Below are 15,347 nucleotides of genomic sequence, written 5' to 3' on the forward strand. Positions count from 1 at the left end.
CTGGCTGTCGGTGCTGTGACCGGGGTGGTTCACCGTGACCGGAAGGCGGCTCGCGGGACGAGCGCACGCGAAACGGCTGGTATTACTGGGGCATGCAGGAAGAAACCGCGCGCTCCGCAATCGACACGTTCATCTCAGCGTTCAACGCCTCGGACGACAGCTATGTGACTGCCCTGCTCTCCCAAGCCCTGACCTCAGACGTGGTCTTCTGGGGGCCATTGGGCCGCAGTGAAGGGATCGAGGCGGTCGAGCGGTTCGTGCTGGACATCAGGCGCCACCCGGCAGGGACCGGTACGATGGTGCGCTGCTCAGCGGTGGACATGCCTGGCGAGTGGGCCCGGTACCAGTGGGTCTTCACCACGCCGGACGGCGGCCCCCGCCTGGCGGGAACGGACGTCGTCCATCTGCGGCGGAGCCTCATCGACCAGGTCATCGTCTTCGCGGGGGAGATCGAGCCGTCCGCCTCCTGAGTGAGGCTACGCTCGGTACGAGGCGCTGACACGGCGCCCTGCCGACGGTCGGCACTCAACGGACCAGAGGATGCGTGGCGCCATGAGCAGCCGACTCTTCGCAATCTCCTTCGACGCGCGGCAGCCCGAGCGCCTGGCGCGTTTCTGGTCCGGTCTCCTGGGGTTGGAGAGAGCCGACGATTCTCACGGCAGCGTCGCCCTGCTGTCCGGGAATGACGCCGACTACCGCCTCGGCTTCCGCCCTTCCCGGGCGCGGAAGGTCGCCCAGAACCGGTCGCACTTCGACCTGACCAGTTCCTCCCCGGAGGACCAGCAGGAGACGGTGGCCAGGGCGCTCGGCCTCGGTGCGCGCCATGCCGACGTCGGTCAAGGACCGGACGTCTCCCATGTGGTGCTCGCCGACCCCGAGGGCAACGAGTTCTGTGTCCTTGAGCCGGGCAACAAGTTCCTCCTCGGCTGCGGCCTGATCGGAGCGCTCGCCTGCGATGGTTCGCAGGCCGTGGGCTACTTCTGGAGCGAGGCGCTGGGCTGGCCGCTGGTCTGGGACCAGGACGAGGAGACCGCCATCCAGTCGCCCAACGGCGGTACGAAGATCACGTGGGGCGGTCCGCCGCTGATGCCGGATCCCGGCAAGGACCTGCACCTCGATCTCGCGCCGGACGACGATCCGCAAGGGGAGGTCGAGCGGCTGCTGTCCCTCGGGGCGAAGCGTCTCGACTCCGCCGGCGGCGGGGACGGCGCGGTGCTGATGGCCGACCCCGACGGCAACGAGTTCCGCGTACTCACGCACCGGTGAAGCGGGGCCTGACGGAGCCCTGTCAGCCGTGTTCGAGAAGGGCGATCCCGAGGTCGCCGGCCGCGTAGTTGACCTCGCGCCGGCAGCCGGGCCCGGCTGCCGGCCAGGAGGCGGGCCAGGCTGTCGCCGGTCGGGTCCCGGCGCTCCCGGAGGGTGACCTCGGATCACTGCCCGCAATTGTCACAGCGCTGTTATATTAGCGCTGTGACATCTCTGGATCCCACAGCGCTGCCCGATCCCTGGCACTCCCTGCACGAGCTTCTGGCGGCCATGGACGCCGAGATCGAGCAGGTCTATCTCGAGCGTGGCATCGAGGGGGTGCGGCCTCGGTTCGCCTATCCGCTCATCCGGCTCGCCCACACCGGACCACTGACCATTCGCGAGCTCGCGGAGTCCCTGGGCCGCTCGCACTCCGCGATCAGCCAGACCGTCGCCGCCATGCGCAAGGAGGGCCTGGTCACCTCCGAGCCGGGGCCTGACGCCCGCACCCGCCGGATCGACCTGACCGAGCGGGGCAGGTCGCTGGTGCCGTTCCTGGAGGCGGAGTGGCGCGCCACCCACAAGACGGTGGCGGAGCTCGACAGCGAGGTCCCGTACGCGATGACCGCCGTTGTCGAGGAGGTGCGGCGGGCACTGGAACGACGGTCGATGCGGCAGCGGATCCTCCACCATCTTGTCGAGCCACCGCGATGAGGCGACGCGTCCGTGTCCGGTTCCTCGACACCCGCCCACTGCGCGGCAGCCATGCGTTCCGCGACCTGTGGATCGGCACCTCGGTCTCCCAGATCGGCGGACAGATAGCCACTGTGGCGGTGCTGGCCCAGGTCTGGGACCTGACCGGCAGCCCGGTGGGCACCGGCGCCATCGGGCTCGCCACCGGCCTGCCAATGGTGCTGTTCGGGCTGCTCGGCGGCGCGTTGGCCGACAGCGTCGACCGCCGTACGGTGGTGCGGGCCACCACCGCGGGCCAACTGCTGGCCGCCGCGGGGCTGAGTGTCCAGGCCCTCGCGGACAACCGAAGCGTGCTGCTGCTGTTGGCCCTGGTCGCCATGGGGACAAGCTGCGGCGCTCTCGGCGCTCCGGCCCGGCGCACCTTCCCGGTCCGGCTGTTGCCGGGCGACCAGGTCGCGGCCGGTCTCGCGCTGACCAACGTCTCCTTCCAGGCGGCGATGCTGGCCGGCCCCGCGCTGGCCGGGCTGATCATCGCCCACTGGGGACTGCCCGCCGCATACGCGACCCAGGCGGTGGCCATGGCCGTCTCGATGCTCGCGGTCATCCGCCTGCCGACCATGCGGCCCGAAGGCGCCGACGCGGCAGGCGGCAGGCGCCGGCCGAAGCGTGGCGGATGGCGGATCGTCCTGCGCCGCCCGACCCTGTGGGGCTCGATGGCCACCGACCTGTCCGCAACGCTGCTCGCCATGCCCATCGCGCTCTTTCCCCTGGTCAACGAGATCCGTTTCGGGGGAGACCCGCAGACCCTCGGCCTGTTCCTCTCGGCCGTCGCGGTCGGGGGGATCACGGCCGGTCTGCTCTCCGGAACGGTGACGCGTTGGCGCCGCGGCGGACTGGTCCAGCTGTCCGCCGCCGGCGTCTGGGGCCTGGCACTGGCCTGTTTCGGTCTGGCCGGGCCGTTGTGGCTCGCGCTCGGCTGCCTGGCCGTGGCGGGCGCCGCTGACACCGTGTCCGTCGTCACCCGCAGCGCCCTGGTCCAACTGGAGACCCCGGACGCGTACCGGGGGCGGGTCTCCTCGGTGGAACACGTCATCGGTGTCGCGGGCCCCGAACTCGGCAACTTCCGCGGTGGCCTGTTGGCGTCGGCCACCTCCGCCCCCTTCTCCCTGGTGTTCGGCGGGCTGTCCGCCGTCCTGGCGGTCGCCGCCGTGTCCGCGGCCAACGCCCCACTTCGCGCCTACCGCACACCGCTCGCCGAACCAGCAGGTCAGCCCGGATGACCTGATTCCGGCACCCGCAGGCATGTGGTGCGCAGGCACCAGGACACCTGAGCGGCTGGTCCGGGTGCACCAGGGGAAGACGGCGTCGGGGGACGATGCCCGGCGGGGCGCCGGAGGGAAGTGTGGGAGGCGCGTGAATCCCGCGCATTCCCCTTGCCCCGCGGTGTCTGGAGTGATCAACAGGTGGCGACATGTCTTTACCGGGTCGGACGGTGGGCCTTCCGGCGGCGCCGGCTCGTAGGTGGTCTGTGGTCGGGGGCCCTGGTGCTGGCCATCGCCGCCGCCGCCATGGCGCCGGCCGGGGAGGAAGAGGACCTCTCCCTGCCCGGCACCGAGTCGCAGAAGGCGTTCGACCTGCTGGACGAGCGCTTCCCGCAGAGCAACTCCCACGGTGCCGAGTCCCGCTTGGCGTTCCGGGCCCCGGACGGACAGCGGGTGACGGCCAGGGAGAACAAGGCGGCCGTCGAGGACGCGCTCGGCTCGCTGGACGGGGGCGGTCAGGTCGCGTCGACCACCGACCCCTATGAGACCGGCGCTGTCAGCGAGGACGGCACCATCGCCTACTCCACGATCACCTACACCGCGGACGCCGTCGACCTGACCGAGGCGACGAAAAGCGCCCTCGAGGACGCCGCGCGCCACGCCCGGGACGCGGGGCTGACCGTGGAGATCGGCGGCTCGGCCCTGGACTCGGAAGAGGAACCGGGCGGTACGACGGAGATCATCGGCGTGGTGGTGGCGGCGGTGGTGCTGGTCCTCACCCTCGGGTCGCTGGCCGCGGCCGGACTGTCCCTGCTGACCGCCTTCCTGGGCGTGGCCATCGCCTTCGCCCTGGTCGCCGCGCTGGCGGTGCCGCTGTGCCTGACGTCCACCGTCGCCATCCTGGCGCTGATGCTGGGGCTGGCGGTCGGCATCGACTACGCGCTCTTCATCACCTCCCGCTTCCGCGACGAGCGGGCCCAGGGCAGCGAACCGGAGGAGGCCGCCGGCCGGGCGGTGGGCACGGCCGGATCCGCCGTCGTCTTCGCCGGCGCGACCGTCTTCATCGCCCTGGCCGGGCTGGGGGTCGTCGGAATCCCCGAACTCACCAAGATGGGCATGGGTGGCGCGGGCGCCGTGGCCCTCGCCGTACTCGTCGCACTGACCCTGGTCCCCGCGCTGTTCGGCTTCTTCGGCCGATACTGTCCCGAGCCGTCCGCAAGGCACCCGCGGATCGCCGGCCGGTAAGCGAGCGCCCGGGAAGGGAGCGGCCGGGAAGTGAGCACCCGGGAAATGAGCACCCGGGAAATGAGTGGCCGGGAAGGGAGCGGCCGGGAAGGGAGTGCCCGGGGAGCGCGCGCCCGCACCCGATGCCCGCCGCGGCCGCCCGGCCCGGGCTCGGCACCCGCTGGGCGCGGTTCGTGCTGCGCCGACCGGCGGCCGTGCTGCTGATCGCCGGACTCGGCCTGGGCGCCGTCGCCGTACCGGCGCTGAGCCTCGAACTCGGGCTGCCCGGAGACGAGTCCAAGCCGGTGGAGACCACCCAACGCCGCGCCTACGACCTGCTGTCGGAAGGCTTCGGCCCCGGCTTCAACGGCCGCCCCGTATCCTGAACCGTGTGCTGCCGAATGTGGATATCGAGGGTGAGGCACTGAGCAGGCATGTCCCGGCCCCCGCGGCCGAGTCGGACGCGGTGCGGCTCCCCGCCGGCCGGCACCGGCACTGAGCCGGCCGTGACGAACACGGATGGCGGTGGCCCGCGACCGCGCGGCACGTGGTGGCGGGAGGGAGCGGTCACGGCGACGGCGTTCGTGCTCTGTCTGCTCGGCGGCGTGGTGCGGGACGACGGCAGCACGCTGTCACCGCCGCCCGCCGCCGCCTACTTCATCGCCGTGGCGTCCTGTGCCGTGCTGCCGGTGCGGCACCGGGCGCCCCTGGCCGCCATGGCGGCCACGACCGCGACTGGCGTGCTGGTGCCGGCCCTGGGCCTCCTGCTGAGCCCGCTCATCGTGGCCCCCGCCGTGATCACCGCCTACTCGCTCACCGCGCGCACCCGACGGCACGCGGCGAGCGCGGTGGCGCTCACCTCCGTGGCGCTGCTGGTCGCCTCCACCCCCTTGTTCGGGGCCCTCTCCTGGAAGGACGCGAGCAGGGTGGGAGCGGTGGCGGCGTTCCCCCTGGTGGCCGGCGTACTCGGGCACTCGGCGCAGAACCGACGGGCCTACCTCGCGGCCATGGAGGAGCGGGCCCGACGGGCCGAGGAGAGCCGGGACAGCGAGGCGCGCCGGAGAGTGGCCGAGGAACGGGTGCGCATCGCCCGGGAACTGCACGACCTCGTGGCCCATCAGATCACCCTGGCCAACGCGCAGGCCACGGTCGCCGCCCACCTCTTCGACGCCCGCCCGGAGCAGACCCGCAAGAGCCTGAACGAGCTCGTCGAGACCACCGGCGCGGCGCTCGACGAACTGCGGGCCACGGTCGGTCTGCTGCGCCAGTCCGGGGACGCCGCCGCGCCCGCCGAACCGGCGCCCGGGCTGTCCCGGCTTCCCACGCTCCTCGAGTCCTTCCGCCGCGCGGGCCTGGAGGTGTCGGTGCACCAGGAGGGCACGGCCAGGCCGCTGCCGCCGGGAGTGGACCTCACCGCCTACCGCATCGTCCAGGAGGCCCTGACCAACGTGACCAAGCACGCCGGTACCAAGAGCGCCCGGGTGCGCCTGTCCTGGAACCGCGATCGCGTGACCATCACCGTCACCGACGACGGAGGGGGCGCTCGTACGGCGCCGACCGCGGCCGCGGCGCAGGGTGGGTCCACGGTGCCGACCGCGTCCACGGCGCCGGACCGCCCGCCCGGCTACGGTCTGATCGGGATGCGTGAACGGGCCCTCGCGGTCGGGGGACACCTCTCCGCCGGCAGGCGCCCGGAGGGCGGCTTCCTCGTCTCCACCCAGCTGCCCCTGCCGCCCGCCAAGGACACGACGCGGAGAACTGACGGAGCAACAACCACGGAGGGGCGGATGGCCGACGAAGCGACAGGCGACGGACGAGCGGGCGACGGACGAGCGGGCGGCGGACGAGCGGGCGGCGGACGGACGGGCGGCGGAGAGGCCGGGGGTGCGCCGTGACGCTCCGGGTGCTGCTCGCCGACGACCAGGCCCTGCTGCGCGGTGCCTTCCGGATACTCCTCGACAGTGCCGACGACATCACCGTGGTCGGCGAGGCCGGCGACGGCAGGGAGGCGGTGAGACTCACCCGGGAACTGCGCCCGGACGTGGTGATCATGGATATACGCATGCCCGAAGTGGACGGTCTCGCCGCCACGTCGGAGATCTGCGCGGACCCGGAACTGCGGGCCAGCCGCATCCTGATCCTCACCACGTACGAGACCGACGAGTACGTCGCCCAGGCGCTGCGCGCGGGGGCCGGCGGCTTCGTCGGCAAGGGCATCGGGGCCGAGGACCTGCTGGACGCCGTGCGGACGATCGCAGCGGGGGACACCCTTCTGTCCCCCGCCGCGACCCGCTCGTTGGTCGCCCGTTTCCTGGCCACACCGGACGCCCCGCCGCACCGCCCCGAACAGCTCGCCCTGCTCACCCCGCGCGAACGCGAGATGGTGGCCCTGGTCGCGACCGGCCTGTCCAACCAGGAGATCGCCGAGCGGATGTTCCTCAGCCCCTTCACCGTCCGCGCCCACGTGCAGCGCGCCATGACGAAGCTGGAGGCCCGAGACCGGGCGCAACTCGTCGTCATCGCCTACCGCACGGGCCTGGCCCATGCCGCCCCCGACGGCGGCACCGACCGCCTGTCGTAGTCCTGTGCCGGGGGCGCTTCGGGCAGGGCAAGGGCCGAGTGGGCAGGCCGTGCGGGTGCGGAGGGAAGAGTGACGAGGCCACGCAGCACGGTGTCGCGTCGCTCCAGGGCCCGCGCCGTGGTGGGGAAGAGCGTGGCCGCACCGTTGTCGACCAGGGCCTGGTTCATGGCGACGAACTCGCGAACGTCGCGTTCGTAGGCGGCGAAGGCCGCGGTGTGGTCGCGGTTCGTGGCCAGGGCGTGGGCGAGCATGTAGGCACCGACCAGCGCGAGGCTTGACCCCTGGCCGGTGAGGAACGAGGGTGCGTACGCGGCGTCGCCGACGAGTGCGACGCGGCTGCTGGACCAGTGGGGCATGCGGATCTGACCGGCCGTGTCGAAGAACAGGTCCGCCGCGTCGCGCAGGGCCTTGACCATGCCGGGGATCTCCCATCCCGCGCCCGCGAAGACCGTGGCGACCAGATCCCGCTGGGCCTCGGGGTGCCGGAGGGCATGGAACGGCGGCTCCGGCTGATGGAAGGTCAGGAAGGCGTGGAGCTCGTCGTCCCCGACGGCGTAGAGGGCCGCGGCTTTCCCCGGGGTGTTCCACATCATGACCTCGTGGGAGAGGCCGAAGGTGTTCGGCATGGTGAATATGGCGAAGCAGTAGCCGAGGTAGCGGTGGAACTGTTCCTCGGGGCCGAACAGGGACTCCCGGGTGGCCGAGTGCATACCGTCGGCGCCGACCACCAGGTCGAACGTGCGCCGCCGCCCACTGCGGAAAGTGACGTCGACCCCTTGTCCGGACTGGTCGAGGGTGTCGATGGAGTCGCCGAACAGGAATTCCACGTCGTCGCGGACCAGCGCGTGGAGGATCGCGGCCAGATCCCCACGACGCACCTCGAGGTCCTGTCCCTCGACCCCGCCGGCCACGGCCGACGGGCTGAGCGAGGCCACTTCACTGCCATCGGCGTCGAGGAAGGTGCAGCGCCGCGAGTCGATATGCGCGTCCCGCAGTCGCGGCAGTATCCCCATCCGCCGGACCACCTCGATCGCGGTGCCGCGGACGTCGATCGGGTAACCACCGTCGCGCGGTGTTCCTGCCTTCTCCACCACGGTGACCGCGCATCCGGACCGGTGCAGCCAGTACGCGAGGGCGGGCCCGGAAATACTGGCCCCGGAGATCAGAACGGTGCGCGTCGCGGGAGTACTCACGTCCAGCGACAGATCCGTAGGTGTCATGCCTGGGTTCCCTTCTTTGTGGAACGGACAACGAGCAGGGACAGCGCGGCGACGAGGCCGGCGACGGCGAAACCCGTGACGAAGGCCGATTCGGCCGGCCGGCCCGTCGTCGAGTCGGCCCCGGCGTCGAGGATCGCGCCGGCGACCTGGGAGCCCACGGCGACGCCGATCACCCGTGTCACCACGAGCAGGCCGGTGGCGATGCCGGTGTCCCTGGTCCCGACGGCGGTGGCGGTCCGGGTGAGCAACGCCGTGGTACCGAGGCCCGCGCCGATGGCGGCCAGCACCTTCGCGAGGACGAGCTGCCACTCCGCGGTGTGCAGCGACATCAGGGCAACCATCGTGCCGGCCGTGACGACGGCCCCCACGACGAGCACGGCACGCAGACCGAAACGCCGCGCCGCGATTCCGCCCACCGAATCGCTCACCGCCCCGGCGACGGCGCCGGGCAGCAGGAACAGTCCGATCTCGGTGGTGTCGGCAGCGAAGCCGTACCCGTCTGCCGATACCGCGAACAGCTGCGGGAGCAGAAAGGCCACCATGCCGAAACCGGCGGTGATGACGAGGGTGAGCACGCACGAATGCCACATCGCGGGCTTTGCCAGCATGCCCAGATCGACCATCGGCGAGGCCGCCCGGCGCTCGACGACGACCCATCCGGTCGTGAGGGCGGCCACGGCCACCGCGATGGCACCGACCGCGAGTGGCGGCAGGCCGGCGCCCGTCGTCTTCACGAGCCCGAGCATGAACGTGAGCAATGTGCCGCTCAGCAGCACCATGCCGGGCCAGTCGATCCTGTGGTCCGACGGGCTCGGCGGATCATGCGGCATCAGCCGAGTCAGGACCAGCGTCGCCGCGATGATCGCAATCGTCGGCAGCGCGAACATCCAATGCCAGGACAGTCCTTCCGCGATCGGCCCGGCAAACAGCGTCCCGACCATGCCGCCGCCCGTGAACAGCGCCATGACCACCCCGATCGCCAGCTGGGACTCTCCTGACGGGAGGTGTTTGCGTACCAGGATGAAGGAGAGGGGCAAGGCGCCCACCATGACGCCCTGCAATACCTGGCCGAGCAACAACACCGGCAGGTTCGGTGCCAGGCCGGCCAACAGACCACCGGCCGAGACCACGGCCATCAGCCGGACCAGCACCCGCTTTCCGCCGTAGCGGTCGCCGAGTTTGCCTGCGACGGGTGCGACGACCGCGCCGGTGATGAGTAACGTGTTGCCGACCAACGCCCCTTCGGCAGGACTGACCCCCAGCTCACGCTGCAGCAGCGGGAGCGCGGGCTCCACCACTGACTGCAGCGTGCCGAGGGCGAGTGCCAAGATGCCGAGGGCACCGATCGACAGCCTTCCGATGCGTACCGGGGAAACCACGGCTTCGGTCGCCACCTGTTGATCACTCCAGACACCGCGGGGCAAGGGGAATGCGCGGGATTCACGCGCCTCCCACACTTCCCTCCGGCGCCCCGCCGGGCATCGTCCCCCGGCGCCGTCTTCCCCTGGTGCGCCCGGACCAGCCACTCGCGTGTCCTGGTGCCTACGCACCACAGCCCGGCACCACAGCCCGGCTCGGGCCGGGGCGGAGTGAGACACCCCCTCCACGCGCATGGCCCGGCACCGCGTGTGCGGTGCCGGGCCATGAAAGGGTCAGGCCGTCAGTGGCGAGGGGGAGCGGTGCGGCCGTAGCGCCGCTCGAAGCGCTCCACCCGGCCCGCGGTGTCCAGGACCCGCGAGGTGCCGGTGTAGAACGGGTGGCTCGCCGACGAGATCTCGACGTCGACGACCGGATACGTGGCGCCGTCCTCCCACTCGACCGTCTGCCGGGTGTCGATGGTGGAGCGGGTGAGCAGCTGGAACCCCGAAGCGCGGTCGCGGAAGACGACGGGTCGGGAGGTGGGGTGGATGCCGGACCTCATGGGTGGTGCCTCCTCAGGGGGCCTCCGTCGCCGGACGACGGAGGCAGGTGTCAGCGTTCTTCGCGGAACAGGACGTGTCCGCCGACCACCGGGTCGTACTTGCGCAGGACCAGCCGGTCGGGGTCGTTCACACGGTTCTTGCGGGTCACATAGGTGACTCCGGTACCGGCCGTCGACTTCAGCTTGACGACAGGTCGCGTGGTGCTGCGTGCCATGGGGGACTCCTTCCGCCACCACCCGAGTCCCGATTGACTCGGTCATGTCAGACGTCCCCTTCAACCACACCACCCGGCGCCACATTCCCGGCGGTGGCCGGCCACTGCTCAGAAGAGGTACTGCCGTCCCGCGCCAGGCGATCGCCGCAGGGCTCGCGATCCCCCCTCAGGGCTCGTAGTCCTCGATGAGGCGGCTGATGACCCCGTGCAGGATCTCTGCGCGGGGCCGGTCCTCCTGCTGTACCCACAGGGCGTGCTCGGTCGCGCGGAGCCTGTGCCAGGCGTCCGCGTCCTGGTCCATCACCTGGTCGACGAGCGGCGAGGAGACCAGTTCCAGGCACTCGGCCAGCCGGAGCCGGGTGGCAGGGGCCGGCGGGGTGGGGCGGGGCTCGGCGAACCCGTCGGTCAGATACCGCGCGGGATCCGCGAGGCTCCAGCCGGCCACCTCCCCTTGCTGCACGAGGAGGGATACGTCGGGGGCGATGCCGAGCCGCGCGTCCAGGTCCCGGTCGAGGACACCGATGTCCCGGAGGCATCGCAGCTCGGTGGCCTCGGCGTCGCAGTGGAAGACCGTGGTCCGGGGCATGGCGAAGTCCCGCGCCGCCTCCGCGCGCAGTCCGCCCGCTAGCGTACGCGGGGCGTCGGGGAGAGCGCGGCGCCGTGGCACGGAGACAGACTCCGGAGGCACGAAGAACGTGAGGCTGCACAGTTCCCGGCTGCCAAGGTCGAAACGGAAATGCTCGTCCTGCGACCACAACCACTGCGCGCTGCCGAAGGTGGCCGACAGCTGCCGCTCCCGTCCGGCCGGGTCCGTGTATCCCGCGACGATCAGCTGGAGATCGCGGAAGTCGAGGCGGGGGGTGAAGGCGAGAGGCCTGTCCGTCCTTTCGGCGACCATGGTGTCGCCGAGCGTGATCTGCACCGTGCTCATCGCCTCATCGGATACGCCTGGCGGGTGGCATGAAGCCGCCCTTGGTGTCGGGGATCTTTCCATTCACGATGTCCTCGTGGGTCACCGGAGGCCCCGGGTCGTCAGGCGACCCGCCCAGAGCCTCGGCCCCGCTCGGCCCCTTCTTCCCGGAGGGGCCGTAGCCCGTGATGACGTCACCCACGCCGGCTCCGTCGCCCTTGGTGACCACGATGTCCTCGCCCTTCCGGAAGATGAGGTTCCCACGCTTTCCCTGGGAGAGGTACACCGCGTCCGGGTTTTTGAGGATCTCCCTCACGCGTTCGTCGCTGAAGTGGGGGTGGTAGTTGCTGGACTTGCGTACCCTGCCCTCCGCGGCCCGCTCGATGATCTTGTCGGCGGCGCCCACGGCCTTCTCGTCCGGGCACTTGGCGCCGCCGGCGACGGCCTCGGCGCCGGTGGGCGGGCGGTGGGCGCGGAGGGCGGCGGCGTACGGCGGCTCGGAGGGCTCGGCGGCGCCGGCCGAACGGGCCGCCGCGCCGGACACGGAGCCGCGGAGGGTGCAGCCGGTGCCGTCGCGTTCCTGCCGTACCCGGTCGACCAGCTTCCTGACCTCGGTCCTCGCCAGGGCATAGGCCCTGATCACGGTGTCGGCGCGGTAGGGGATGCGGTACTGGACCGGACGGCCGCCGTTGGCCCGGGAGCGGGCCCGTGCGTCGGCCTTCTTCCGCGCCTCGACCGAGGCGAAGGTCGGTCCGGCGCCCGGGTTGGAGCAGGACAGCTTGCCGGAGACGCTGGTGCCGGTGACCGCGAAGGAGCTCTGCGGGCTGGCGCAGTGGCCCGCGGACCTGCCGTCGATGGTGAACGAGGCGGTCATCGCCGCGGTGACCTTGCCGTCGCTCAGGCGGCTCCTGGCGCTGGTGGTGATCTGCCCGGTGAAGCTGTTGGCGGCGGTGCAGCCACCGGAACCGCATGTGACCGTTCCCGAACCGCTGAGGGTCAGGGCGATGCCGCCGTCGGTCGCCTTGTTCAGCTCCTTGGTCTGTTTCTCCAGGGAGTCGAACATCGGGTCGACGGCGTCCCCGGTGACCGGAGTCAGGTCCAGCCCCGCGACCTCGCTGCCCTCGAGGGGGCCGTCCGTCACCTCGGGGGTCTCGGGGGGATCCTCGTCCTCGGAGGCCCCCTGTGCCGCGGCGGGCGCCAGCCGGACCGAGGCCGAGCGAGCGGCCGAGCCCTCGGAGCCGCCGGCCGACCGGGAGGTGCGGTAGGACTCCAGGCGCAGCACCCGGTGGGGCTTCTGCTCGGTGACGAGCAGACGGCCCGCCGAGGTGTCCACCGCGAGGGCCGGTGTGCCGTTGACCGTGGGAGGCTTCGCCGACTCGGTCGGGGCGGGTGTGTCCTTCAGCTTGTCGAGAGCCTTCGAGAGCTTCGTGGCCAGGTCGGGCGGGGCCGGCCGATGCTTCACCACCTCCTGCGTCACACCGTCGCTCTCCTCCGCGGCCCCCCACTTCCCCGAGTCGCCCTTGCCGGACTCCGTACCGGAGACCGGGGCCTTCTGCCGGGTGAAGGTCCTGCCGCCGATGTGCAGGATCTCGCGGTTGGCGTCGGCGTCGCCGGAGCCCTCGGTGCCGAAACGGCTGCCGGAGGCGGTGACGGTGACATCCCGCTTGGTCAGGACGCCGCCGGAGTCCTGGTACCGCAGGCCGGGGACGTCGGCCAGGGCGGCCACGGCCTGCCGGAAGGGCTTCAGATCCCGCTTGGCCTCCGGCTTCTCGGATCCCGAGGTGTTCCAGACCAGCAGCCCGGCCAGCAGTGCCGTGACCAGCACACCGGCACCGCCGAACCACAGAAGACGTTTCCGCCGCCCGGCGGGCAGCAGCCGCCGTCCCTGCCCGGGGGGCGGCGGGGGAGGGCCGTACGGCAAAGGGGGCGGGCCGGGCGGAGGCCCGTAGGGGGAGTACCGCGGCGGTACCTGCGGAGGGTACGGGCCGTGCGGAGGGTACGGGCCCTGAGGCGGTGGCCCGAAGACGCCGGGTGGCGCGGCGTACGGGGATCGCGGGGGCGGGTAGTTCGGCGGAGACGGGGGCGGTGGCCCGAAAGCGCCGGGTGGTGGGCCGTCGGGGGAGTCCTGGGGTGGCCGGTGTACGCCTTCGTGCTCCGTCATGGTGTTCCCCGTGGGTCGTCTGCGGGCCGCCGTCCCGGGGGCGGCGCCCCTACGCCTGGCTGTCCTGGCCCTCAAGGACGGGAACAGGCTGCGATGGCGGAATGGCTCGAGCGTTACGGCAACAGTCTGAAGGTCGGTCACGTCCCACGTGCGCTGGTTTTCGGACATCGGGCCGTTCGGTGCGGCCGGTCCGCGGGCAGCGTGCTGTGCCACAAGACCTCCAGCGGCTCGCCGCGACATCCCGGCCTCGGGGGTGGTGCCATCACCACCCCCGATTCGGGGCCTGGGCCGACTGTTTCACGGGCCACGGCGGAGGAGGGTTGATCCCGTCACCCGGAACCCGGCGGACGGAGCCGGACATCGACAAGGGAGCGGGGAAGCATGATGGCCAGTCACGCACGGCGGAGGATTCTCAAGGGCGCCGCGGTCGCGGCAGCGGGCGGCGTGGTCGGCAGCGGCCTCGGGCCCGGCTTGTTCCCGGCCGCGGCACAGGCGGGCCCCGTGGCCGGGGAGAGCGGCGCGATCGGCGCGACCCCGTTCCTGGAAGGGGCCTTCGAGCCGGTCACGGAGGAGTTGACGGCCTTTGACCTCGAGGTGTCCGGCCGCGTCCCGGGTGACCTGGACGGCCGCTATCTGCGCAACGGCCCGAACCCGCTGGGCCTCGAGGATGTCCGTGCCCACCACTGGATGCTCGGCGAGGGAATGGTGCACGGGGTCCGGCTGCGCGGCGGGCGCGCGGAGTGGTACCGCAACCGCTGGGTGCGGTCCTCGCAGGTGACGGCCAAGCTGGGGGAGGCCTACCCGGGCCAGGCGCCACCGGACGACTTCGCGTGCAACACCCATGTGATCGCGTACAAGGGACGCATCCTCGCGATGCAGGAAGGCGGGCCGCTGCCGTACGAGCTGGACGGGGAACTCAACACCCTGCGCCCGTACGACTTCCGCTCCACGCTGGGCGGCGCGTTCACCGCGCACACCAAGTACGACTCGGCGGCCGACGAGCTGCACGCGATCGCGTACTACCCCACGTGGGACCATGTGCGGCACATCCTGATCGACCGGACCGGCCGGGTGGCGCGGACCACGCGGATCCCCGTCGCGGACGCGCCGATGATGCACGACTTCGCGCTCACCGAGGAGTACGTGGTGATCGTGGACGTGCCGATCACTTTCGACGGTGCCGCCGCGGAGGCGGGCGCGCTCGTGCCGTACGTGTGGAACGACAGGCATCCCATGCGCATCGGGCTGTTGCGTCGCACCGGCGGCCGCGCCATACGCTGGTTCGAGATCGACCCCGTGTACTACTCGCACACCCTCAACGCCTACGACCAGGGCGACACGGTCGTGGTCGAGTACACCGGGTTCCCCGCGCCGTTCCACGCCGCCGGGCGCGGCATGGGCGGACCTTCCGCGACCGGCGCCCCGACCCTCGACCGCTGGACGATCGACCTGCGCGCCGGCCGCGTCCGCAGCAGCCGGCTGGACGACCGCCCGCAGGAGTTCCCCCGCATCAACGAGTCTCTGGTCTCCCGTCGGCACCGCTACGCCTACACCGCGAGCGCGGCCGAGATGTGGCGCGCGTACGAGACCGTCGACGGGGTGCCGCCGGACGAGAAGTTCACCAACCACCTGGTGAAGCACGACATGCTGCGGAGCAGCCGGCAGCTTCACCGCTTCCCGGAGGGCGCGGCGGTCAGCGAGCCGGTGTTCGTCCCCCGGCGCGGCGCGCGGGACGAGGACGACGGCTACGTCCTGTCGTATGTGAACGACCCCGACCGCGGCGCGACCGACCTGGTCATCCTCTCGGCCCAGGACTTCGGCGGCCACCCGCTGGCCCGTATCCACCTCCCCGGCCGGGTACCGCTGGGATTCCACGGCAGCTGGGTCGCGGACGCCTAGCCACGGCCGGGGTGGC

The 15,347-nt window shown here is 71.8% G+C and carries 13 protein-coding genes and 1 pseudogene; 8 read left to right on the forward strand and 6 right to left on the reverse strand.

The window, feature by feature from the left end:
- The first annotated feature begins 92 nt into the window (after positions 1 to 92).
- The 7 genes and pseudogenes from ABFY07_RS03295 (at position 93) to ABFY07_RS03325 (ending at position 7,005) form a co-directional block, all read left to right on the forward strand.
- Positions 93 to 470, forward strand: coding sequence for a nuclear transport factor 2 family protein (locus tag ABFY07_RS03295; RefSeq protein ID WP_018088611.1), 378 nt, complete (start codon positions 93 to 95; stop codon positions 468 to 470).
- Between the two features lie 82 nt (positions 471 to 552).
- Complete coding sequence (locus ABFY07_RS03300) at positions 553 to 1,266, forward strand: VOC family protein (RefSeq protein ID WP_346172961.1); 714 nt, start codon at positions 553 to 555, stop codon at positions 1,264 to 1,266.
- A 204-nt stretch (positions 1,267 to 1,470) separates the two neighbouring features.
- Positions 1,471 to 1,959 carry a MarR family winged helix-turn-helix transcriptional regulator gene (locus ABFY07_RS03305; protein ID WP_346172962.1) on the forward strand — a complete coding sequence of 163 codons (489 nt, stop codon included), beginning with the start codon at positions 1,471 to 1,473 and terminating at the stop codon, positions 1,957 to 1,959.
- Complete coding sequence (locus ABFY07_RS03310) at positions 1,956 to 3,218, forward strand: MFS transporter (RefSeq protein WP_346172963.1); 1,263 nt, start codon at positions 1,956 to 1,958, stop codon at positions 3,216 to 3,218. The genes ABFY07_RS03305 and ABFY07_RS03310 overlap by 4 nt, the downstream gene beginning before the upstream one ends.
- 183 nt (positions 3,219 to 3,401) lie before the next feature.
- Positions 3,402 to 4,795 (forward strand): annotated as a pseudogene (locus ABFY07_RS03315) (MMPL family transporter); the annotation flags it as partial.
- A gap of 135 nt (positions 4,796 to 4,930) precedes the next feature.
- The gene (locus ABFY07_RS03320) at positions 4,931 to 6,319 is read left to right on the forward strand and encodes a sensor histidine kinase (protein WP_346172964.1); all 1,389 of its coding nucleotides are present in this window, start codon (positions 4,931 to 4,933) and stop codon (positions 6,317 to 6,319) included.
- Positions 6,316 to 7,005 carry a response regulator transcription factor gene (locus tag ABFY07_RS03325; protein ID WP_346172965.1) on the forward strand — a complete coding sequence of 230 codons (690 nt, stop codon included), beginning with the start codon at positions 6,316 to 6,318 and terminating at the stop codon, positions 7,003 to 7,005. The genes ABFY07_RS03320 and ABFY07_RS03325 overlap by 4 nt, the downstream gene beginning before the upstream one ends.
- Here the strand turns inward: ABFY07_RS03325 and ABFY07_RS03330 are convergent.
- The 6 genes from ABFY07_RS03330 to ABFY07_RS03355 all read right to left on the reverse strand — a co-directional run bounded on the left by ABFY07_RS03330 (position 6,948) and on the right by ABFY07_RS03355 (position 13,096).
- Positions 6,948 to 8,225 (reverse strand): FAD-dependent monooxygenase, encoded by a 1,278-nt coding sequence (locus ABFY07_RS03330; RefSeq protein WP_346172966.1) that lies wholly within the window; start codon positions 8,223 to 8,225, stop codon positions 6,948 to 6,950. The two genes, ABFY07_RS03325 and ABFY07_RS03330, sit on opposite strands and share 58 nt — an antisense overlap.
- Complete coding sequence (locus ABFY07_RS03335; protein ID WP_346172967.1) at positions 8,222 to 9,619, reverse strand: MFS transporter; 1,398 nt, start codon at positions 9,617 to 9,619, stop codon at positions 8,222 to 8,224. Before ABFY07_RS03335 ends, ABFY07_RS03330 begins: the two co-directional genes overlap by 4 nt.
- 266 nt (positions 9,620 to 9,885) lie before the next feature.
- Positions 9,886 to 10,146: a type B 50S ribosomal protein L31 gene (locus tag ABFY07_RS03340; protein ID WP_346172968.1), complete on the reverse strand. Its 261-nt coding sequence runs from the start codon at positions 10,144 to 10,146 to the stop codon at positions 9,886 to 9,888.
- A 50-nt stretch (positions 10,147 to 10,196) separates the two neighbouring features.
- Entirely contained in the window at positions 10,197 to 10,361 is a 165-nt protein-coding gene (gene rpmG / locus ABFY07_RS03345; RefSeq protein WP_076971187.1) for a 50S ribosomal protein L33, read from the reverse strand.
- A 166-nt stretch (positions 10,362 to 10,527) separates the two neighbouring features.
- On the reverse strand, positions 10,528 to 11,292 hold the full coding sequence (locus ABFY07_RS03350) for a hypothetical protein (RefSeq protein ID WP_346172969.1): 765 nt from the start codon (positions 11,290 to 11,292) through the stop codon (positions 10,528 to 10,530).
- Positions 11,293 to 11,296: 4 nt separating this feature from the next.
- Positions 11,297 to 13,096: a hypothetical protein gene (locus ABFY07_RS03355; RefSeq protein WP_346172970.1), complete on the reverse strand. Its 1,800-nt coding sequence runs from the start codon at positions 13,094 to 13,096 to the stop codon at positions 11,297 to 11,299.
- Positions 13,097 to 13,816: 720 nt separating this feature from the next.
- Here ABFY07_RS03355 and ABFY07_RS03360 point away from each other — a divergent pair.
- The gene (locus tag ABFY07_RS03360) at positions 13,817 to 15,331 is read left to right on the forward strand and encodes a carotenoid oxygenase family protein (RefSeq protein WP_346173118.1); all 1,515 of its coding nucleotides are present in this window, start codon (positions 13,817 to 13,819) and stop codon (positions 15,329 to 15,331) included.
- Positions 15,332 to 15,347 lie beyond the last annotated feature (16 nt).

Origin of the sequence: Streptomyces sparsogenes subsp. cuspidosporus (genome assembly GCF_039532705.1) — a bacterium.
Classification (GTDB): Bacteria; Actinomycetota; Actinomycetes; order Streptomycetales; family Streptomycetaceae; genus Streptomyces; species Streptomyces sparsogenes.

Excerpts from the sequence above, each read along its gene's own strand:
- ABFY07_RS03340 (WP_346172968.1), bottom strand. The coding sequence starts at position 10,146 with ATGAGGTCCGGCATCCACCCCACCTCCCGACCCGTCGTCTTCCGCGAC.
- ABFY07_RS03360 (WP_346173118.1), top strand. The coding sequence starts at position 13,817 with ATGGCCAGTCACGCACGGCGGAGGATTCTCAAGGGCGCCGCGGTCGCG.
- rpmG (WP_076971187.1), bottom strand. The coding sequence starts at position 10,361 with ATGGCACGCAGCACCACGCGACCTGTCGTCAAGCTGAAGTCGACGGCC.
- ABFY07_RS03310 (WP_346172963.1), top strand. The coding sequence starts at position 1,956 with ATGAGGCGACGCGTCCGTGTCCGGTTCCTCGACACCCGCCCACTGCGC.
- ABFY07_RS03300 (WP_346172961.1), top strand. The coding sequence starts at position 553 with ATGAGCAGCCGACTCTTCGCAATCTCCTTCGACGCGCGGCAGCCCGAG.
- ABFY07_RS03350 (WP_346172969.1), bottom strand. The coding sequence starts at position 11,292 with ATGAGCACGGTGCAGATCACGCTCGGCGACACCATGGTCGCCGAAAGG.
- ABFY07_RS03295 (WP_018088611.1), top strand. The coding sequence starts at position 93 with ATGCAGGAAGAAACCGCGCGCTCCGCAATCGACACGTTCATCTCAGCG.
- ABFY07_RS03330 (WP_346172966.1), bottom strand. The coding sequence starts at position 8,225 with ATGACACCTACGGATCTGTCGCTGGACGTGAGTACTCCCGCGACGCGC.